Consider the following 19,025-nt stretch of genomic DNA (forward strand, 5'->3'; position numbering starts at 1 on the left):
ATGGACGCATCCGGTCGGGCCAAATACGCATGGCCAGGCCTGCAGGTTCTGTGCGGATTGCGAGGCCGGAAGGCAGCCTTTATCTTCTTTCTGCGTTTCGTTTTTTTTCGCCGGCCCGCACCGCGTGTCGGGAGGCCTGAGGTCGGATGATGGAAAACCCTGCACGCCCTGCCTCCATCGACGCGACGGCTCGCCTGCTTCACGATGCTGGCTATGTTCCCGATCGTGCGCTCGCCACCGTCATCCATCTCGCGCTGCGCATGGGCCGCCCCTTGCTGCTGGAGGGCGAAGCCGGGGTCGGCAAGACCGAGGTGGCGCGCACCTTGGCCCGTGCCCTGGGACGCCGCCTCATCCGCCTGCAATGCTATGAGGGGCTCGATCTGGCGGCGGCGGCCTATGAATGGAACTACCCCGCACAGATGATCGCGATCCGCCTCGCCGAGGCGGCGGGGGATGCGGACAAGGCTACCATATCCTCCGACATTTTCTCGGAGCGCTTCCTCCTGCGTCGGCCCCTGTTTGATGCGCTCAGCCCCGATCCTGCGGGGCCGCCGGTTCTGCTGGTGGACGAGCTTGACCGCACCGACGAGGCCTTCGAGGCCTTCCTGCTGGAATTGCTGTCTGATTTCCAGATCACCATTCCCGAGTTGGGCACCATAAGGGCATCTCATCCGCCCATCGTGATCCTCACCTCCAACCGCACCCGGGAAATTCACGACGCCTTGAAGCGCCGCTGCCTGTTTCATTGGGTAGATTATCCAGATGCCGAGCGGGAACTGACCATCCTGCGCGCGCGCCTGCCGGATGTGCCTGAGATTCTGTCGCGTCAGGTGGTGGCCTTCGTGCAGGCCATCCGCAAGGAAGACCTGTTCAAGGTGCCGGGCGTTGCCGAGACGCTGGACTGGGCCTCGGCACTGGTGGAGCTTGACGCCGTGTCGCTCGATCCGGCGACGGTCAAGGATACTTTGGGCGTTCTCCTGAAATACCAGGATGACCTTGCCCGCACGGACGCACCCCGCATCCAGCGTCTGCTGGAGGATGCGCGCCACGCGCTGGCGGCAGGATAGACACGCCATGGCGGACGGCCGGCTGGCGGAGAATGTGCTTCATTTCGGCCGCGCCTTACGGGCGGCGGGGCTTCCGGTGGGGCCGGGCTCCATTCTCGACGCCACCCAAGCCCTTGCAGTGGCAGGGGTGGGCAGCCGCGAGGATGTCTATTGGACGCTTCACGCGGTGTTCGTCACCCGCCGAGAGCATCACGAGGTGTTCCATCAGGCATTCGGCCTGTTCTGGCGGCGGCGGGACCGCATGGAGAAACTCATTGCGCTCCTGTCTCCCGAGGCTATTGGTGCCAAGCCCAAGGAGAAGGGCCTCCTGCGACGGGTGGAGGAGGCGTTTGCGCCGGCCCCCGCGCCGCGTGCTGCGCCTGAGCCGCCGGAAATGGAGTGGGACGCGCGCCTCACCGCCTCCGCGCAGGAGGTGCTCCGCACCAAGGACTTCGCGCAGATGAGCGCCGACGAAGCACGCAACGCGCGCGCCTCCATCGCCCAGATGCGCATGCCGGACGACCTCGTGCCCACCCGGCGCTTCGCGCCCGACCCGCGTGGCCGGCGGCCGGATTTGCGGGCCGCCTTGCGGGCGGGTTTGGCCACTGGCGGGCTCTATCTGCCCCTGCGCCACCGGGCGCCCCGCTGGAGGCCGCCGCCTGCAGTTGCGCTGGTGGATATTTCCGGCTCAATGGCGGACTATTCCCGCCCCGTGCTGCATTTCCTCCACGCTCTGACCGCCCAGCGCAAACGGGTGTACAGCTTCCTTTTCGGTACCCGCCTCACCAATGTGACGCGCGCCCTGCGGCACAAGGACCCCGACGAGGCATTGGAACAGGTGGCAGCGGCGGCGCAGGACTGGTCCGGCGGCACCCGCATCGCCGCCTCACTGCGTGCCTTCAACAAGGACTGGTCGCGCCGGGTGATGGCGCAAAACCCCGTGGTTCTCTTGGTGACGGACGGCTTGGAGCGGGACGTGGGGCCGGATCTGGAAGAAGAGATTGGCCGCCTCCACCGCTCCTGCCGACGCCTCATCTGGCTCAATCCGCTGCTGCGCTATGCGGGCTTCGAGCCCAAGGCCAAGGGCGTGCGCGCGCTGCTGCCCCATGTGGACGAGTTCCGCCCTGTGCACAATCTCGACAGCCTCGATGCGCTGGTGAAGGCCTTTTCGGCGCCTTCGGTCACGGCCCATCCGGATAGGGATGGACCCGTCCGTCCCGGTCGCGCACGCTGAGGTTGCCGTCTGCACCCCTCTCAACGGCGCTCTCCAATGGAGCCTTTCCGTGTCCGCCGGGGATGTCCAGCACATAGGTGGGCATGCACAAGCCAGAGATGCGGCCGCGCAACTGCGCCACCAAGGATTGTCCTTCCGAGACACCGAGCCGGAAGTGGGACGTGCCTGGCGCCAGATCCGGATGATGGAGATAATAGGGTTTCACACGGTTCGCGACCAAAGCGCGGAACAGCGCCGCCAACGTGTCCGCGTGATCATTGACGCCCCGCAGCAGGACCGTCTGAGACAGAACGGGGATACCGGCGTCCACCATGCGCGCGATGGCTGCGCGGGCCTCGGCCGTCATTTCGCGGGCGTGGTTCACATGAACAGCCACGTAGGGGGTGATCCCCTCGGCGCGCAGGGAGGAAACCAACTCCGCGGTTACGCGCTCGGGCGCGGCGATGGGCACGCGGGTGTGGAGCCGTAGCACATGGACATGTTCCATCGCCCCCAGGCGCTCCGCCAGCGCCTGCATCCGGCGTGGGGACACCATGAAAGGATCGCCACCGGTGAGGATGACCTCCCAGATCTCCCGATGCTGGCGCACATAGTCGAGCGCCGCGTCGATCTCGCGCTCGCTCAAGGTGGTCTCGGCGCCGGGTCCCACCATTTCGCGGCGAAAGCAAAAGCGGCAATAGACCGCGCAGACACCGACCACCTTCAGGAGCACCCGGTCGGGATAGCGGTGCACGAGGCCCTTAACCGGCGAGAAGGCGTTGTCGCCGATGGGGTCGGCAAGCTCCTGGGAAAGAATGTCCAGCTCCGCCACATCCGGAAGGAACTGGCGGGCGATGGCGTCCGTGCGGTCCGGCCCCGCCATGAGTCCGGCGAGGTTCGGTGTGACCGCAACCGCATAACGGGCGGCGACGCGGGAGAGGTCGGCGCGGTCTGCCTCGGGGACGAGGCCGGCGGCGATCAGGTCCTCCGCAGTGCGCAATGTGGTCATCAAAGGTCCGGCAAACAGTAAAGGGTGCGCTTCAGGCTCGCGGGCGAAGCGGACGCCTCCTATATATGGAAGGGAATGACGAAGCCATAAGCCCTTCAAGGGAGGCATCTGCCATGCTGGCACGGGATGAGGACGTTCTTGGGGCCGCGCTGCAATGGCGCAAGGAGGGGCGGGGGGTTGCCATCGCCACGGTCCTTGAAACCTGGGGATCGGCACCGCGACCAGTGGGCAGCCATCTGGCGATCGACGGGGCTGGCAATTTCCTCGGCTCGGTCTCGGGTGGCTGCGTGGAAGGCGCGGTGGTGAGCGAGGCGGCGGAGGTGATCGAGACCGGCACCCCGCGCATCCTGGAATTCGGCGTGGCGGACGAGACCGCCTGGCGGGTAGGCCTGTCCTGCGGCGGGGCGATCCGCGTCTATGTGGAGCGGGTGGACTAGCCCTTCCCACCGGTTGGCCGAGCCTTGCCTGTTTCCGTGCAGAGCGGATGCGGCCTCATCGATCCTCATATCTCCCTTGCTGCGGGCCTTCCCCATGCGCCTTGACCTGCTCGAAGCCCTCCATGCGGACCGTGCCGCCCGTCGTCCGGCAATCCTGGTCACGGAACTCGCCGGCGGTGCGCAGCGCCTCGTGCGTCCGGCCGATATTGCTGCCGATCCCTTGGCACCGGCGCTAAGGGCGGCCTTGAGAACGGGCAAAAGCACCTTGGCCGGGGAGGGCGAGAGCCGCGCTTTTCTGACGGTGCAGGTGCCGCCGCCGCGCCTGGTGGTGATCGGCGCGGTTCACATTTCCCAGGCTCTCGCCCCGATGGCGAAGCTGACCGACTTCGATCTGACCATCGTCGACCCGCGCACCGCCTTTGCGACGCCCGAGCGCTTCCCGGACGTGCGCCTGATCGCCCGCTGGCCGGAAGAGGTCATGGATGCGTTGGCCCTCGATCCCTTCACCGCCCTGGTGGCGCTGACCCATGACCCCAAGATCGACGAACCGGCCCTGGAAGCGGGCCTGCAGGCCGGCTGCTTCTATGTGGGCGCGCTCGGTTCCCGCCGCACCCATGCCAAGCGCCTGGAGCGCCTCGCAGCCCGTGGCCTCACCGCAGAGCAGACCAACCGCATCCACGCGCCCATCGGCCTCGACATCGGCGCCGTCAGCCCGGCCGAGATCGCGGTCGCCATCCTTGGCGAGGTCATTGCCGAGCTGCGCAAGGACAAGGCGGGCCAAACCGGGGGGGCGGCATGAAATTCGGGCCGGTGCCCCTCGCGGACGCCCTTGGTCGGATCGCCGCCCATTCGGTGCAGGCGGGCGCGCATGTGATCCGCAAGGGGACCCGGTTCGATGCGACCCATATCGCGGCCCTTGCGGCGGATGGCGTCAAGGAGGTAATCGCCGCGCACATCGAGCCGGAGGACGTGCCGGAGGATGCCGCGGCCGCCCGTCTCGCCGCAGCCCTGGCCGGGCGTGGCGTGCGCGCCGCCGACGCCTTTACGGGCCGCGCCAATCTGCATGCGCTCCACTCCGGCATCTTGCGTCTCGCACCCGGTGCAGTGGAAGCGTTCAATCTCGTGGACGAGAGCATCACCCTCGCCACCTTGCCTGCCTTCAGTCCTGTGGCGGCGGGGGACATGGTGGCCACCGTCAAGATCATCCCCTTCGCCGTGCCCGCCACAAAGGTGGAGCAGGCGCGCGCGAGCGCGCGGAACCTGTTGGAGGTGGCCCCGTTCCGGCGCCGGCAAGTGGGCCTCGTCTCGACGCTTCTGCCGGGCCTTGCCCAAAAGGTAGTGGAGAAGACCTGCAAGGTCACCACCGCGCGGCTGGCGCGCATGGAGGCGCGCCTTGTCTGCGACCTGCGCGTGCCGCATGCCCCCGAGGTGCTGGCCGAAGCGATCTCCAAGGCGCGGGCGACGGGTGCGGATTGCATCATCGTGTTCGGCGCCTCGGCCATCGCCGACCGGCGAGATGTGATTCCCGTCGCGCTGGAACGCGCCGGCGGGCGGGTGGAACGCCTGGGCATGCCGGTGGATCCGGGCAATCTGCTGATGCTCGGCTTTCTGGGCGATTGCCCGGTGCTGGGCGCGCCCGGCTGTGCCCGCAGCCCCAAGGAAAACGGCTTTGACTGGGTGCTGGCGCGCCTCCTGGCGGATATTCCCGTGACCGGCGCGGATATAGCCCGGCTGGGCGTCGGAGGCCTACTGTCGGAAATCCCGACCCGGCCCCAGCCCCGCGACGAGCCACCGCCCGATGCGCCTCTGACCCTTGCGGCGGTCATCCTGGCCGCCGGGCGCGGCAGCCGCATGGTGGGGGAGAACAAGCTGCTGGCGCAGGTGAACGGCCGCCCCGTGGTGCGCCATGTGGTCGAGGCGGCTCTGGCCTCGGCCGCCCGCCCGGTGATCGTGGTCACCGGGCATGAGGCGCCCCGGATCGAAGAGGCACTCAAGGGGCTGCCGGTGATGTTCGTGCACAATGAACGCTTCGCCGAGGGCATGGCCGGCTCGGTGCGAACCGGCATCGCCGCCGTGCCGCGCGATGCCGGCGGCGCGATCCTGCTCCTCGGCGACATGCCCCTTGTTTCGCCCGACCTCCTCGATGCCCAGATGGCCGCCTTCGGGCCGGAGCGGGGGCGGCTCATCGTCGTGCCCGTGCGGGATGGGCGCCGGGGCAATCCCGTCCTTTGGTCGCGACGTTTTTTCCCCGATCTGTGCAGCCTCGACGGCGACGTGGGCGCGCGCCATCTCATCGCAGCCCACGGGGAGGCGGTCTGTGAGGTGGAAACGCAAGGCCCCGGGGCCTTCCTCGATGTGGACACGCCCGAAGCGCTGGCTGACGTGCGGAAGGCGGCGGCGCGCACGCCCTCTGTCGAAGTGTAAAAAGGCGCCGGACGCCTCAGAACGGGTCTGGTACCAGATGGTCCACAGGCACATCGAGCCGCTCGCACAGCCATTGGGCGAGGCGCAGCCGGTGGCAGCCTTCCACGTGACGCTCATAACACAGCAGGCACAGGCGCCGCCCGGGAGCGAGGGCGCTCAGTTCTTCCAGCGCTGCCCGTGCCCCGGGGCTCTGCAAATGGGCATCGTAGATGCGCATCAGGGCGCCATGGTCTCCCGAGCGCGCGGCGAGTCGCCCCTCCTTGGGCGTGCCAAGGGCGCGCAGGTGCACATAGGCGATGCCGTGCGTGGCAATGCCGGCAGCAAGGGAGGTCTTGGAGAAGCCTGGTCGGCGCGAAGCCGCCACCGCCCGCACATCCACCACCAGGTCCACCCCCGCCCGGACCAGAGTGTCGTTAAAGGCGGAAGGGGTGGTCTGCTCGTAGCCGATGGTGAACAGGCCGCTCGTCTGGGCTGCCATGAGGCTCCATTCCGATGAACCGGCACTGTGCCATGGAAGGACCGCCGATGCACCCGGTGCGCCTCGACGCCCCCTCGCGCCGTCTGCGGACCCCTCGATGCCCGGAACAGTTGTACCTTGATCCGCATGGCGTGGACGGGCAGGTGAGGCCCTAATGCTGCCACCTTGCCGTTCAGCACGGGGGCGGCTAGGTCTATCCGCCTTCGCCGGCCCCGCGCCGCTGGAAGAGGAGCATGCGCATGTCTGCCGCCCAGGAGCCGATCGAGCTTTATTACTGGCCGACCCCGAACGGATGGAAAATCTCCATCATGCTCGAGGAGTGCGGGCTTCCCTATGAGGTGAAGCTCATCAATATCGGCAAGGGCGACCAGTTCAAGCCGGACTTCCTGGCCATCTCCCCCAACAACAAGATGCCCGCCATCGTCGACCCGCAAGGCCCGGACGGCGCGCCCATCTCGGTGTTCGAATCGGGGGCGATCCTCCAGTATCTCGGCCGCAAGACCGGGCTGTTCTATCCCAACGACGAGCGCGGCCGTGTCGAGGTCGACCAGTGGCTGTTCTGGCAGATGGGCGGCCTTGGCCCCATGGCCGGGCAGGCGCACCACTTCCGCATCTACGCCCCGGAAAAAATCCCCTACGCGATCGACCGCTACACCAACGAGGTGCATCGGCTCTATGGGGTGATGAATACCCGCCTTCAGGACCGTGAATTCCTCGCCGGCGATTATTCCATCGCCGACATGGCCTGCGTGGGATGGGCCAAGCTCTGGGAGCGGCAGGGCCAGAAAATCGAGGAATTCCCGCATCTCAAGCGTTGGCTGGAGACGATGCTGGGCCGCCCGGCCGTGCAGCGCGGCCTCGCCGTGAATGCGGAGGAGCGCCAGAAGGTGGACCTCGCCAAGGACAAGGACGCCCAGCGCGTCCTGTTCGGCCAGCGCGCCCGCCCGTGATGTCTGGGCGGATGTCCGCCCGCGCCTTGATCCGGCCGCGCCGGCGCCCTCAAGAAGGAGGGGCCGCTGCGGCTTGAGACTTTTCCGGAGAGTGTGTCCCGATGCAGCCCGACCCGCGTCTCGTCCTGGCCCAGGCGGCCTCCCTTCACCGTTCCGGGCAGGTGGACGCGGCCATTGAAGGCTTTCGGCAGGCCGCGCGCCTTCAGCCCTCCTGGCCCGATCCGCACCGGATGCTGGCCATGGCCCTGCTGCAGAGCGGGCGGGCGAAGGAAGCGGTGCAGAGTGCACGCACTGTCAGCACACTCATGCCCAACGATCCCCATGCCCATCTGTTGCTGGGCGTGGGATTGATGACGGCCGGGCAGGCAGACAAGGCCATTTCCGCCTTCGAACGTGCCATCCGCATCGCGCCACGCCTCGGCGAGGCGCAGTTTCAGGCAGGCAACGCACTGGCGGCCACCGGTCGATTCAAGGAGGCGGTGGCCCGCTACGACAAGGCATTGGAGATCGATCCGCTTGGCGTGGAGGCACTGGTCAACCGCGCGGTGGCTCTGGCGCGGCTGAAGCGGCGCGACGAGGCGCTGGGCGATCTCGACAAGCTGATCGGCCTCCAGCCCTGGGCCGCCATGCACCATGTGAACAAGGCCGCCCTGCTGCTGGAAGGGGGCGAGGCCGGGATCGCCGACGCCATTGCCGCCGTGCAGAAAGCCATCGAGATCGCGCCCAAGGATCCGGATGCCTGGTCTTTGCTGGGCCAGGCGCGGCTTGCCGCAGGCGACATTGACGGCGCCCGCGCGGCACATGAGCAGGCCGTGGCCGCCGCCCCCGAGCGGGCGGACCTGCGCGTGCCGCTGGTCCAGGTCTTGCGCTACCAGGAGGTCTTCGCCGAAGCCAGGGGCCATGCCGACGCCGCGATCAAGCTGGCGCCGCGATTCGTGGGCGCCCTTTACGAGCGGGCGGAGGTTCTGCGCGCCCTGGATCAGCCGGCGGAGGCGCTCGCCGACATTGACGCGCTCCTTGCCCTTGAACCGCGCCACGCCCGCGCGCTGGTCGCCCGTGCGATCATCCTCCAGGACATGAACCGGGCCGAGGAAGGCCGCGCCGCGCTCGACAAGGCCGCCCGCCTCGCACCGGAAGAGGCAGACGTGCGCCTGCAACTGGGGCAGGACGACCTCGCCCGTGGCCGCTGGGAGAAGGGCTGGATCGGCTACGAGGCCCGCGGCTCCATCCTCCCGCCCACCTATGCGCCGCTGCCCTTCACGCGCTGGGACGGCAAGGAGACGCCGGAGCGCCTGGTGGTGCTCGTGGAGCAGGGCTATGGCGACGCCATCCAGTTCGCTCGCCTCATTCCCCTGCTCGCGGACCGGGGCGTCACTGTACGTTTCCTCACCCGCGCGCCGCTGGTGCCCCTGTTCCGCACGCTCGATCCTCGCATCGAGGTGAGCGCGGATCTGGATGATCTCGACCTTGGCGCCCCTGGCCTGCGCTGGGTGCCGCTCGGTAGCCTGCCGCGCCTGCTGGCCCGCGATCCCGCCACTTGGCCGGCCGCGCCCTATCTGACCGCTGACCCTGAGCGCATCGGCCAATGGCGGCACGTTCGGGAGGAGGGGGACTTCCTGGTGGGAATCACCTGGCAAGGCTCCACGCGCCGGGTGCTCGACATCGGCCGCTCGGCCCCCTTGGCCAAGTTCGCGCCTTTGGCGCAGATCGACGGTGTCCGGCTGGTGACCATTCAGCGCGGCGCCGGCTCTGAGCAGCTCGACCAGGTGGAGTTCCGGGGCAAGGTTCTCAAGCTGGACGAGGATTTCGACGCCGACGGCGCCTTCCTCGACACGGCGGCCCTGCTTCAGAATCTCGACCTGGTGGTGACGACCGACACGTCTATGGCCCATCTGGCCGGCGCGCTTGCCGTTCCCACACTGGTGGCGCTCCGGGCTGTGCCCGACTGGCGCTGGGGGAGGGCGGGAGCCCAGAGCATCTTCTACCCCTCTCTTGAACTGGTGCGTCAGAGGACGCCGGGCGATTGGGACGATGTCTTCGCCCGTATCGCGGACCTGGTCCGCGCCCGCATCGCCGCCCGCGGCACCAAACTGGAGGGAGGCGCCGCATGAGCGCTTTGCCGGGCGCGTCCCCCGCGACGCTGGAAATCCGAGCACCCATTTCGGCCGGTGAGCTGATCGACAAGATCACCATCCTGCAGATCAAGGCGGAACGCATTTCCGAAGGCTCGAAGCTTGCCAATGTGGAGCGCGAGCTTGCCGAACTGAACGCCCTGCGCATCCACCACCGCCTGGACGGCCTTGATGTCCTCACCGCCGATCTGCGGACCGTGAACGAGACGCTGTGGGAGGTGGAGGACGAGCTTCGCCTCCTGGAAGTGGAGCAGCGCTTCGACGACCGCTTCATTGCGCTGGCGCGTGCCGTCTACCAGACCAATGACCGGCGGGCGGCGCTGAAAAAGGAGATCAACCTGCTGGTCGGTTCGGCCATCGTCGAGGAAAAATCCTACGCCGGCACCTGATTTCCGGGGGAATGCGCTCCCCCCTCCTTGCCAATCGCGCCCGCCTTCGGCATAGGAGGCGCTAAGGAGACGTGGCCGAGAGGCTGAAGGCACTCGTTTGCTAAATGAGCAGACCCCTAAAAGGGTCTCGAGGGTTCGAATCCCTCCGTCTCCGCCATTTGCCCTTTCTAAATTATTGATTTCTTTATAGACAAATGAGCGACCCGGTCACCCAGCCCCGTCGCTAGCCCACCGCGTGCGTCTGGTTGGCCCTGTACATGGGCGAACAGGGGCGAAACGCGAAAGGGCCACCCGTGGGCAACCCCTTCATCCTCTTTCCATGCTCGCGACATTCTCACATTAGGCGCGGGCAGTCGTCGTCATCCGGCTGGGGATTGGCTATGGGCTTGATGGAAGTGCCCTGGAGCTGCTTGACCAGCAGGGTGTGGGTTCTGGGCGTCACCCTGGACCATTCAGCATGCCCAGGTGGCGGGCGAGGCGCGTCGGACCGTCGCCTTCAGCCCATGGCTCTATCGCCAGAGGAGCCAGATCGAGCGCTTCTTCAAACCGCATCAAGCAGATGCGAGTGATCCTCCCTCGGTTTTGTGGACCCCCATGTTAGCTTTTGCGAGCTTCACAGGAGTGTTCGATGGGCCCACGGCGTCGGGTTTTTCCAGAGGCATTCAAGCGGGAGGCCGTTGACCGGGTGACCTCCAGCGGCCTTTCCACCGTTCAGGTGGCACAGGAGCTGGGGCTGTACGAGACGGTGCTGCGGCGGTGGGTGAGAGATTTCGCACCCCAGGCGAGGGGGCCGGCGCGGCGCCCGATCCCGCAGGCGGCGGTCCCGTCGCCGGCCGACCTTGCTGCGGAGAACGCCCGGCTCAGGCGGGAGAACGAGCGGTTGCGGATGGAGCGCGACATCTAAAAAAAGCCGCGGTGGGTTCAACCGGTCAGGGCAACATGATGGATTTCATGACGCCGATGGCGAGGTGGAGGGATGCGGGAGCGGCCGGCGCGCGGCGGCGCGCCAGGGATAAATGGGTTAGACGTCGGAGCCGGGCTCCGTCCGCTCCCGCGCGGGGATTTCTGGCCTCGGCCCCGCGCCGCGTGGGCGACAGGTTCTCCCATCAGCACCGGCCGAACCACTGCCGGATCGGTGCGCCTGGGCCTTCAGCCTCCTCTGCTAACGGGCGCGAGGTGCGTTAAGCCCCGTCCCGTCGGACACCCGCCCCCGGCACCACCCGTCAGGCCGCTCCGGACGCGCCCCTCCTTGGTGCCAGGTGAGACAACCATAACAGAGGTGTCTGGAAATAGGAATATGGTCTAGGATAATTTTCTCTAATAGGCAGGAGCCTTGACCCTTCCCGGCCCCCGTGCGACCGGAGAGGATCGTCGCAGGAGCCGCCATGTCCCCCGCCAGCCTCGTCTCCATCCATCGCTATCCGGTAAAGGGCTTTTCCGCCGAGACCCTGGCGGATGTTGAACTGGAGGCCGGCCGCTTCTTTCCCGGCGACCGTCTCTATGCGGTGGAGAACGGGCCGAGCGGGTTTGATCCGGACGCCCCCGCCTACAAGGACAAGACCTCGTTCCTGGTGCTGATGCGCAATGCTCGCATCGCCGCCTTGAAGACGCATCTCGATCCGGACAGTCACGTCTTCAGCCTGAACGGCCCGGACGGCGTCGTGACGGGCGATCTGCGCACGGCCGAGGGGCGCGCCACTGTGGAGACCTTCCTCACCGCCTTCATGGGCGAGGCGGCGCGCGGACCCCTGAAGGTGCTGACCGCGCCCGAGGGGCATCGCTTCACCGATAGCCTGCGGTCCGGCTTCGTCTCGCTGGTCAATCTGGCCAGCGTGCGGGATTTGGAGGCGCGCATGGGCGCGCCGGTTGATCCCATCCGCTTCCGCATGAACCTGCATTTGGACGGCTGGGCGCCCGGCGCGGAGCTGGATCTGGTGGGGCGGACGCTGGCCATCGGCCCCGTGCGGCTGAAAGTGTTGAAGCGCACCGAGCGCTGCGCCGCCACCTCGGTCAATCCCGATACCGCCGAGCGCGACCTCAATGTGGTGAAGGGCCTCCACACGGCCTATGGCCACACCGATTGCGGCGTTTATGCCAAGGTGCTCACGGGCGGGCGCATCGCGCCGGGGGATGCCGTCACGCTGGAGGCGTGAGGGCTATACAGTGGCGGCGATGAAGCGCACCAGGGCCGGCAGCAGGCCGGGATGGAGAGGCGCCGAGGCGTCGCGATAAAGGGCAAAGTTGCCCGCGCGCTCGGGTGGCGCCGCCTTGAACATGTGGTTGGCCTCGGCGAGCGTCACCACGTCCGCATCGGGCCGGCTGCGGCGCAAGGCGGACAGATCCGCCGGCCCCACCTGGAGGTCGCGCAGACCCTGCACGAGAAGGGTGGGGGCTCGCACGCGGACAATTTCCGCCGCCGGGTCCATGGCGCATTCGGAGGCGAGGAAGCCCTGCACGGACGGGCGAAACGCCATGTTGAGGGCGGGCGGCACATTGTCCACGCGCCCGCCCGCCGCCACCGTGCGCAGGATGGCGAGCGCCCGCGCCAGCACCGCGTCCGGCAGGTTCATGGCCTCGAACTGTTCCTGGAGCACGGCATCGAGCCGCCGGCCCGGCCCCGCCAGCAGGACGAGCCCGTCCACCGGCACGCGGCCCGCCGCGCGGATGGCGACGCTCGATCCCTCGCTGTGGCCCATGACGAGGAGCCCGTCCACGTCGGGGCGGGCGGCCAGCGCCGTGAGGGCAAAGGCCGCGTCATCCACATATTGGTCGAAGCGCAGGTCTTCTTCCCGCTGCACCAGCGCCCGGCTTTCCCCGACGCCCCGCTTGTCATAGCGCAGTACCCGGTAGCCGGCGCCCGCCAGGCCCTGGGCGATCTGGCGATAGAGGTTGGTGGCAAGGCCGGGGCCGTTGCCGTTGCGGTCCGTGGGGCCGGACCCGGCGATCAACAGAACGGCCGGGGACGTGCGCGGCCCATTATGGGCGTAGGACAAGGTGCCTGACAGGCCGCCGGCTCGCCAGGGTTCTTCCACCACCGCGAAGGCGGGCGCGGCATCAAGCCGGCGGGAGGCGGTAAGCAGCAGCCCGCCCGCGGCTGCGGCGAGGAGGGCGCGGCGGTGGAGCATCAGAGGGTCAGCCGTTCAGCTCGCTCTCGTCCAGGCGGCGCGCCTCGTCCGCCAGCATGATCGGGATGCCGTCGCGGATGGGAAAGGCGAGCTTGGCGGCGCGGGACACCAATTCCTGGCGTGCCCGGTCATAGGTCAGCGGCGTCTTGGTGAGCGGGCAGACCAGGATTTCCAACAGCTTGGGATCGACCTCGTGGCCGGGCCGCGGCGACTGCGTCATCGACAACTCCATGCGAGCGACGGCATTTCGCCATCGCACAGCTTGTTCGCCCCAGCACTTGCGGCCGGTTGCTTCAGATGTCTCAATCTAGAACCCGCTTGGGGCGAAAGAAAGCCGTCAGACAAGGGGTTGGCGGAAGCGTTGCCGGTCGCTTGAGCCGGATCAAGGCAAGGTGGCCGTGATCCATTACCTTGGGGAAGGCTGTAAGCCATTGGACTTCTGTCTCCTGTTGCAGAACGGTCACGTCCTTCACCAAAAGAGGAAGCGCCTTGGAACCAAAGCAGGCTTTCGCGCTTGATCCCTCTTCAGGTGCCGCGTCTCCCCTGCCCGACAGCCGCGCGGTGTCCCCCTCCGCCGGTCCCGCCACATGGCATGACATGGCCCATGGGGAGGCCTTGTCCCGGCTTGGCAGTGGCCCGGAAGGCCTGTCAGCGGCGGAAGCGGCGGCGCGCCTCGCCCGCTCCGGGCCGAACCGTCTGCCGGCCCCCCGCCGCCGGGGGCCGTTGCGGCGCTTTCTCTCCCAGTTCAACAATGCGCTGATCTATTTCCTGCTCGCCTCGGCCGTGGCCGCCGCCGTGCTGGGCCATGGGGTGGATGCGGCCGTCATTCTGGCGGTGGTGACTGCGAATGCGGTCATCGGCTTCATCCAGGAAGGGCGGGCGGAGCGGGCGCTGGATGCCATCCGCACCCTCATCTCGCCCCGTGCCGTAGTGCTGCGGGCGGGCACGCGCGCGACCATCGCAGTGGCGGACCTTGTGCCCGGCGACGTGGTGCTGCTGGAGGCGGGCGACCGGGTGCCGGCGGACCTGCGGCTGGTCCGCGCCCATGCCTTGCGCATCGACGAATCCATGCTCACCGGCGAGGCGGTGGCGGCGGAAAAGCATGTGGGCCGCGTGGCGCCCTCCGCGCCCCTGGCGGAGCGCAGCTCCATGGCCTTTTCCGGCACCTTGGTGGCGACGGGCACCGGCATGGGCGTCGCGGTCGCCACCGGCACGGCGACGCAGATCGGCCAGATCAGCACGTTGATCGCCGAGGTGGCGCCAAACACCACGCCGCTCCTGCGGCAGATCGACCGCTTCGGCCGCCAGTTCACGCTGGTTGCCCTGGTCGCTGCACTGGCGCTGTTCGCGCTCGCCACACTCTGGCGGGGCTATGGCTGGGACGAGGCGCTCATGGCGGTGGTGGCGCTGGCCGTTGGGGCGATCCCCGAGGGTCTGCCGGCGGTCATCACCATCACGCTGGCCATCGGCGTGAAGCGCATGGCGCGCCGCAAGGCGGTGGTGCGTCAATTGCCGGCGGTGGAGACGCTGGGCGCCACCTCCATCATTTGCTCCGACAAGACCGGCACGCTCACCCGCAATGAGATGACCGCCCGACGCATCGTCACTGCCGGCCATCTCATGGCGGTGTCGGGGGAGGGCTATGGCCCGGTCGGGCTTTTTACCACGCAGGACGGCACCGACGACGTGGCGGCGCTGGAGGCGGCGCAGGGTCTGGTGCGGTGCGGCCTCCTGTGCAACGACGCCCGGCTGGAAGAGCGCGGCGAGGGCTGGGGCGTGATCGGCGATCCCATGGAGGGAGCGCTGGTGGCGCTCGCCGCCAAGGCGGGGCTCGATGCCGAGCATTTGCGCGCCGAATGGCCACGCCGGGACGAGATCCCCTTCGATGCCCGCCATCGCACCATGGCCACCCGCCACGATACGCCCGACGGCGGCGCCGTGATCTTCGTGAAGGGCGCGCCCGAGCGCCTCTTGTCCCTGTGCACCCGGGAGGCACGGCCGGATGGCCCCGCGCCCCTCGACCATGAACGCTGGGCCGCTGCCCTCCACGAGGCGGCGCGGGCGGGGGAGCGGGTGCTGGGCTTTGCGCTGAAGCCCTCCACCGGCATGGGCGCCCTCGGCCCGGACGACCTGAAGGACGGCCTCGTCTTTCTCGGCCTGGTGAGCTTCATCGATCCGCCGCGCCCGGAGGCGGTGGCCGCCATCGCCCAATGCCGCTCGGCCGGCGTCGCGGTGAAGATGATCACCGGCGACCACGGCGCCACCGCCGGCGCCATCGCCCGGCAACTGGGCCTGACGGACAATCCGGAGGTGATGACGGGGGCCGATCTCGACCGCACGTCCGATGTGGACCTGCCCGCTTTGGCGCTGCGGGCGGACGTCTTCGCCCGCACCAGCCCGGAGCACAAGCTGCGCCTGGTGCGGGCGCTGCAATCCACCAAGGCGGTGGTGGCCATGACCGGCGACGGGGTGAACGATGCCCCCGCCTTGAAGCAGGCGGACGTGGGCATCGCCATGGGCCACAAGGGCACCGAGGCAGCCAAGGAGGCCGCCGACATGGTGCTGCTGGACGACAATTTCGCCTCCATCGTCGCGGCGGTGAAGGAGGGGCGCACGGTCTATGACAATGTCCGCAAGGTCATCGCCTGGACCATGCCCACCAATGGCGGCGAGGTGGTTGCGGTGGTGGCGGCACTGCTCATGGGCTTCGTCATGCCCATGAGCGCGGTGCAGATCCTCTGGATCAACCTCGTCACCTCGGTGACGCTGGGCCTCGTGCTGGCCTTCGAGCCCGCCGAGCCCGGTGTCATGGCCCGCGCCCCGCGCCCGAGCCATGCCCCGCTGCTCTCGCCCTTCATGGTCTGGCGCATCCTCTTCGTGTCGGTCCTGTTCACGGCCGGGGTGCTGGGCCTCTTCTTCCATGCACGGGGACGCGGAGACGATCTCCAAACCGCTCGCACCCTTGTGGTCAACCTCTTGGTGGTCTTCGAGATTTTCTATCTGTTCAATGTCCGCTACCTTGGCTCCGGCTCGCTCACCTGGCAGGGCGCGCTGGGCACGCCAGCGGTGCTGCTGGCGGTGGCGGGGGTGATCGGGGCGCAGCTCGCCTTCACCTATCTCCCGCCGTTGCAGGCGGTGTTCGACACCCGCCCCGTGAGCCTTTCGGATGGCGTTCTCATTCTCGTCGCGGGAGGGGTGCTGATGGGGGTGCTGGAGATCGAAAAAGCCATTTTGCGCCGCCTGGGGCTTGCGCCCTGATGGCCACTGCCGGCGCCGGCGCAGGCCCGGGTGAAGGGAGCTTCGCCGGCGGACTGTCGTCCACAGGAGCGCCGGCCCGCCGCGCACGTCACGGTGCGCTTCCCCCTCCGGATCCGATGGAGACACCATGTCCGACCGCCCCGCGCCCGATTTGCCCCGCGGTGTTCCCCACACTCTCCTTTTTGCCACCGATCTGAGCGCCCGCTGCGACCGGGCCTTCGACCGCGCGGTGGCGCTCGCCGAGGGGTGGCGGGCGGAACTTTTTGCCGTCCATGCGCTTCAGGCCTCCCACGCGGCGGCGGGGGCCGACCTCCCGTCCTGGCGGCGGGGGCCGGACCCGGTCCAGCGCGCCGCCGACCGCCTGCATCAGGACCAGTTCGATGCCTCCTGGCCGGTCAGCATTGTGGTCGCGGAAGGCGCACCGGTGGAGGTGATCCTTGAGACCGCCAAGGCGCGGGGTGCCGATCTCATCGTCACCGCCATCTCCCGCGACAACGGCCTGGAGCGGCTGCTTCTGGGCTCCACGGTGGACCGCCTGCTGAAGGAGGCCACCGTCCCGGTGCTGATCGTGCGCCAGCGGCCCCGCATGCCCTATCGCCGCATCGTGGTGGCGACGGATGTGTCCGAGGCCTCCCGCCGTGCCCTGCACCGGGCGGTGGACTTTTTCCCGGACCAGCCGCTGCGGGTGTTCCACGCTTATAGCGCCCCCCATTCCGCCCTCGCCGTGGACCCCGTCACGTATCGGGACGCCTATGGCAAGGCCATCGCCGCCGATCTCGACGCTTTCCTTGCCGCCAGCGGCCTTGGCGCCACGCGCATCCGCGAGGTGCTGGTGGAGCGGGGCGATCCCTCTGTCCTGATCCCCGATTATCTCCACACCACGGAAGCGGACCTCCTGGTGATGGGCACCAGCCGCAAGGGCCGGCTGCTCGACCTCCTGGTGGGCAGCACGGCGCGCTCGGTGCTGGAGGGGGTAAGCTGCGACGCCCTCATCGTGCCCGATGTGGAGGAGGTGGCGGCCGCCTAGATCGCTTCAGAGTTTCATGGAAACACTGAAGCGCATTGACCCCTTCTGGTGCGCATTTCCTCCACGCGAACCGGTTGCCACTGCGCTCGGACATGCTCCAAGGGGTCCCTGCAAAAGCCTGAAACCACAAGTGAACAGGCCGCGCGAAGGCGCGAAAGGCCTGTTCATCTGTCGGCATGATCCGCGCCAAGGCCTTGCCAATGCCGGGTTTTCCTTGTCCCTGGCCACGCCAGCGGACGGGCGCCTTCACCTGCGCTGATGGCTTTCATATCAGGGATTTATTTCCCCTTCTGCCTGACGGTGGCTATAGGCGGGTGCGAGCCTTGACGCGCTTCGGTGCGGCGCGGGCTCGCTCAAACCTACGCGTTTTCAAAATGTTAGGCGCAGAGGCGTCATTGAGCGTCGCTGTGCGCGAACACCGCCCGGTCCGGGGCGGGGCGGGAGGAATCCGGCCCCGCCCCGGGCTGCGACCGAAAAACAGGAGAGCGCGGCCCGATCGCGCTCCCACGTCCGGAGCAGGCAAGCCGCCGCTGCGCCGGATATCCCGCGCTTCGGTGCGGGGGGAGGCCGGGCGGTGGATGGTTCCATGTCTGTGCCCGCACCCAAGTCTGTCGCTCCCGCGTCCGCCGGTTCCTCCGTTCCCCTCGGCCTGCTGCTCGGTTTCATCGGCGTCTGCCTGTTCGGCGTCACCGTGCCGGCCACGCGCTATGCGGTGCATTGGCTGGACCCGGCCTTTCTCACTTTCGCGCGGGCAACGCTCGCAGGGGTGCTGGGCGTTGCCATCCTGGTGATGCGTGGCGCCCGCTGGCCGCACACCCGGGGCGCGCGCATGCGGGACATCGTGGTGGTGGCGGGGTGCCTCGTCTTCGGCTTTCCGCTGCTCATGGCCTATGGCAGCCTCACCGTGCCGTCCTCCCATGCGGGGGTGGTTCTGGCCATCCTGCCGCTGATGACGACGCTCGGCGCCATGCTGGTGGCGGGCGAGCGGCCCACCCTCACCTTCCTCGCCATCAGCGCGCTGGGCTGCGGGCTGGTCATGGCCTTCGCCTTCCGCAATGGCGCGGCGGGGAGCCTCGGGGCGGGCGACAGCCTGCTGGCGCTGGCCGCCATCATCTGCGCCTTCGGCTATGCGGTGTCCGGGCGCCTCTCCCGCCACATGCCCGGCTGGGAGGTGATCTGCTGGGTGGTGGCGGTGTCGCTGGTGGTGACCGTGCCCGGCATGTTCCTCACCGCGCCCTATGGCCATTTCGATGCGGTGCCCCTCTCAGCCTGGGTGGCGCTCATCTATGTGGGGGCGGTCAGCCAGTTCTTCGCCTTCTTCTTCTGGAACAAGGGGATGGCGCTCGGCGGCATCGCCCGCGTCGGGCAGGTGCAGCTGATGCAGACCTTCCTGATCGTGGTCTTCTCCTGGCCCATCAATGGCGAGGCGCCGGACTTGGAGACTTATCTCTTCATGGGTCTCGTCATCGCCGTGGTGGCGCTCGGCCAGAAGGCCAAGGTGAAGGGCACGGCGCCGGGATGAGGGGAGGCGGCCGGG

At 68.2% G+C, this 19,025-nt stretch carries 16 protein-coding genes, 1 tRNA gene and 1 pseudogene; 14 read left to right on the plus strand and 4 right to left on the minus strand.

The features are described 5' to 3' along the window. The first annotated feature begins 149 nt into the window (after positions 1-149). Together J5J86_RS13280 and J5J86_RS13285 are read left to right on the plus strand one after the other, a co-directional pair. Positions 150-1,067, plus strand: coding sequence for an AAA family ATPase (locus tag J5J86_RS13280; protein ID WP_209098693.1), 918 nt, complete (start codon positions 150-152; stop codon positions 1,065-1,067). A 7-nt stretch (positions 1,068-1,074) separates the two neighbouring features. After that, a complete protein-coding gene (locus J5J86_RS13285) occupies positions 1,075-2,280 on the plus strand; it encodes a vWA domain-containing protein (RefSeq protein WP_209098695.1) in 1,206 nt (401 codons plus the stop codon). Here J5J86_RS13285 and J5J86_RS13290 read toward each other — a convergent pair. Further along, positions 2,228-3,268: a lysine-2,3-aminomutase-like protein gene (locus tag J5J86_RS13290; RefSeq protein WP_209098697.1), complete on the minus strand. Its 1,041-nt coding sequence runs from the start codon at positions 3,266-3,268 to the stop codon at positions 2,228-2,230. The genes J5J86_RS13285 and J5J86_RS13290 overlap by 53 nt on opposite strands. 113 nt (positions 3,269-3,381) lie before the next feature. Here J5J86_RS13290 and J5J86_RS13295 point away from each other — a divergent pair, with 113 nt between their 5' ends. The 3 genes from J5J86_RS13295 (at position 3,382) to J5J86_RS13305 (ending at position 6,129) form a co-directional block, all read left to right on the plus strand. Next, positions 3,382-3,705: an XdhC family protein gene (locus tag J5J86_RS13295; RefSeq protein ID WP_209098699.1), complete on the plus strand. Its 324-nt coding sequence runs from the start codon at positions 3,382-3,384 to the stop codon at positions 3,703-3,705. A 94-nt stretch (positions 3,706-3,799) separates the two neighbouring features. Then, positions 3,800-4,504: an XdhC family protein gene (locus J5J86_RS13300; RefSeq protein ID WP_209098701.1), complete on the plus strand. Its 705-nt coding sequence runs from the start codon at positions 3,800-3,802 to the stop codon at positions 4,502-4,504. Beyond that, on the plus strand, positions 4,501-6,129 hold the full coding sequence (locus tag J5J86_RS13305) for an NTP transferase domain-containing protein (RefSeq protein WP_209098703.1): 1,629 nt from the start codon (positions 4,501-4,503) through the stop codon (positions 6,127-6,129). The genes J5J86_RS13300 and J5J86_RS13305 overlap by 4 nt, the downstream gene beginning before the upstream one ends. A gap of 16 nt (positions 6,130-6,145) precedes the next feature. Here the strand turns inward: J5J86_RS13305 and J5J86_RS13310 are convergent, their stop codons facing one another. Further along, on the minus strand, positions 6,146-6,607 hold the full coding sequence (locus J5J86_RS13310; RefSeq protein ID WP_209098705.1) for a DUF488 domain-containing protein: 462 nt from the start codon (positions 6,605-6,607) through the stop codon (positions 6,146-6,148). A 239-nt stretch (positions 6,608-6,846) separates the two neighbouring features. On the opposite strand from J5J86_RS13310, the gene J5J86_RS13315 reads away from it, so the two are divergent. The 6 genes and pseudogenes from J5J86_RS13315 (at position 6,847) to J5J86_RS13340 (ending at position 12,231) form a co-directional block, all read left to right on the plus strand. Next, positions 6,847-7,557, plus strand: a complete 711-nt coding sequence (locus tag J5J86_RS13315) for a glutathione S-transferase N-terminal domain-containing protein (RefSeq protein WP_209098707.1) — start codon at positions 6,847-6,849, stop codon at positions 7,555-7,557. Between the two features lie 101 nt (positions 7,558-7,658). Continuing rightward, positions 7,659-9,668 carry a tetratricopeptide repeat protein gene (locus J5J86_RS13320; protein WP_209098709.1) on the plus strand — a complete coding sequence of 670 codons (2,010 nt, stop codon included), beginning with the start codon at positions 7,659-7,661 and terminating at the stop codon, positions 9,666-9,668. Beyond that, positions 9,665-10,078, plus strand: coding sequence for a DUF6165 family protein (locus tag J5J86_RS13325; RefSeq protein WP_209098711.1), 414 nt, complete (start codon positions 9,665-9,667; stop codon positions 10,076-10,078). Before J5J86_RS13320 ends, J5J86_RS13325 begins: the two co-directional genes overlap by 4 nt. A gap of 65 nt (positions 10,079-10,143) precedes the next feature. Then, positions 10,144-10,235 (plus strand) — tRNA-Ser (locus J5J86_RS13330). Between the two features lie 471 nt (positions 10,236-10,706). Further along, positions 10,707-10,979 (plus strand): annotated as a pseudogene (locus J5J86_RS13335) (transposase); the annotation flags it as partial. A gap of 484 nt (positions 10,980-11,463) precedes the next feature. Further along, positions 11,464-12,231 (plus strand): MOSC domain-containing protein, encoded by a 768-nt coding sequence (locus J5J86_RS13340; protein ID WP_209098713.1) that lies wholly within the window; start codon positions 11,464-11,466, stop codon positions 12,229-12,231. 3 nt (positions 12,232-12,234) lie between these two features. Here J5J86_RS13340 and J5J86_RS13345 read toward each other — a convergent pair whose 3' ends face one another. Both J5J86_RS13345 and J5J86_RS13350 read right to left on the minus strand, forming a co-directional pair. Beyond that, positions 12,235-13,203 (minus strand): alpha/beta hydrolase, encoded by a 969-nt coding sequence (locus tag J5J86_RS13345; protein ID WP_209098715.1) that lies wholly within the window; start codon positions 13,201-13,203, stop codon positions 12,235-12,237. A 7-nt stretch (positions 13,204-13,210) separates the two neighbouring features. Continuing rightward, positions 13,211-13,423 carry a Trm112 family protein gene (locus J5J86_RS13350; protein WP_209098717.1) on the minus strand — a complete coding sequence of 71 codons (213 nt, stop codon included), beginning with the start codon at positions 13,421-13,423 and terminating at the stop codon, positions 13,211-13,213. Between the two features lie 377 nt (positions 13,424-13,800). Between J5J86_RS13350 and J5J86_RS13355 the strand changes: the two genes are divergently transcribed. The 3 genes from J5J86_RS13355 (at position 13,801) to J5J86_RS13365 (ending at position 19,010) form a co-directional block, all read left to right on the plus strand. Continuing rightward, positions 13,801-16,461: an HAD-IC family P-type ATPase gene (locus J5J86_RS13355; protein ID WP_209105388.1), complete on the plus strand. Its 2,661-nt coding sequence runs from the start codon at positions 13,801-13,803 to the stop codon at positions 16,459-16,461. Between the two features lie 127 nt (positions 16,462-16,588). After that, positions 16,589-17,488 (plus strand): universal stress protein, encoded by a 900-nt coding sequence (locus J5J86_RS13360; RefSeq protein WP_209098719.1) that lies wholly within the window; start codon positions 16,589-16,591, stop codon positions 17,486-17,488. A gap of 586 nt (positions 17,489-18,074) precedes the next feature. Then, positions 18,075-19,010, plus strand: a complete 936-nt coding sequence (locus J5J86_RS13365) for a DMT family transporter (RefSeq protein WP_209098721.1) — start codon at positions 18,075-18,077, stop codon at positions 19,008-19,010. The last annotated feature ends 15 nt before the right edge of the window (positions 19,011-19,025 follow it).

The sequence above is a fragment of the Aquabacter sp. L1I39 genome (genome assembly GCF_017742835.1).
GTDB lineage: Bacteria > Pseudomonadota > Alphaproteobacteria > Rhizobiales > Xanthobacteraceae > L1I39.

What these genes read in the sequence shown, in the direction of transcription:
- J5J86_RS13280 (WP_209098693.1), top strand. Translation starts at nt 150, where the DNA reads ATGGAAAACCCTGCACGCCCTGCCTCCATCGACGCGACGGCTCGCCTG.
- J5J86_RS13285 (WP_209098695.1), top strand. Translation starts at nt 1,075, where the DNA reads ATGGCGGACGGCCGGCTGGCGGAGAATGTGCTTCATTTCGGCCGCGCC.
- J5J86_RS13290 (WP_209098697.1), bottom strand. Translation starts at nt 3,268, where the DNA reads ATGACCACATTGCGCACTGCGGAGGACCTGATCGCCGCCGGCCTCGTC.
- J5J86_RS13295 (WP_209098699.1), top strand. Translation starts at nt 3,382, where the DNA reads ATGCTGGCACGGGATGAGGACGTTCTTGGGGCCGCGCTGCAATGGCGC.
- J5J86_RS13300 (WP_209098701.1), top strand. Translation starts at nt 3,800, where the DNA reads ATGCGCCTTGACCTGCTCGAAGCCCTCCATGCGGACCGTGCCGCCCGT.
- J5J86_RS13305 (WP_209098703.1), top strand. Translation starts at nt 4,501, where the DNA reads ATGAAATTCGGGCCGGTGCCCCTCGCGGACGCCCTTGGTCGGATCGCC.
- J5J86_RS13310 (WP_209098705.1), bottom strand. Translation starts at nt 6,607, where the DNA reads ATGGCAGCCCAGACGAGCGGCCTGTTCACCATCGGCTACGAGCAGACC.
- J5J86_RS13315 (WP_209098707.1), top strand. Translation starts at nt 6,847, where the DNA reads ATGTCTGCCGCCCAGGAGCCGATCGAGCTTTATTACTGGCCGACCCCG.
- J5J86_RS13320 (WP_209098709.1), top strand. Translation starts at nt 7,659, where the DNA reads ATGCAGCCCGACCCGCGTCTCGTCCTGGCCCAGGCGGCCTCCCTTCAC.
- J5J86_RS13325 (WP_209098711.1), top strand. Translation starts at nt 9,665, where the DNA reads ATGAGCGCTTTGCCGGGCGCGTCCCCCGCGACGCTGGAAATCCGAGCA.
- J5J86_RS13340 (WP_209098713.1), top strand. Translation starts at nt 11,464, where the DNA reads ATGTCCCCCGCCAGCCTCGTCTCCATCCATCGCTATCCGGTAAAGGGC.
- J5J86_RS13345 (WP_209098715.1), bottom strand. Translation starts at nt 13,203, where the DNA reads ATGCTCCACCGCCGCGCCCTCCTCGCCGCAGCCGCGGGCGGGCTGCTG.
- J5J86_RS13350 (WP_209098717.1), bottom strand. Translation starts at nt 13,423, where the DNA reads ATGACGCAGTCGCCGCGGCCCGGCCACGAGGTCGATCCCAAGCTGTTG.
- J5J86_RS13355 (WP_209105388.1), top strand. Translation starts at nt 13,801, where the DNA reads ATGGCCCATGGGGAGGCCTTGTCCCGGCTTGGCAGTGGCCCGGAAGGC.
- J5J86_RS13360 (WP_209098719.1), top strand. Translation starts at nt 16,589, where the DNA reads ATGTCCGACCGCCCCGCGCCCGATTTGCCCCGCGGTGTTCCCCACACT.
- J5J86_RS13365 (WP_209098721.1), top strand. Translation starts at nt 18,075, where the DNA reads ATGTCTGTGCCCGCACCCAAGTCTGTCGCTCCCGCGTCCGCCGGTTCC.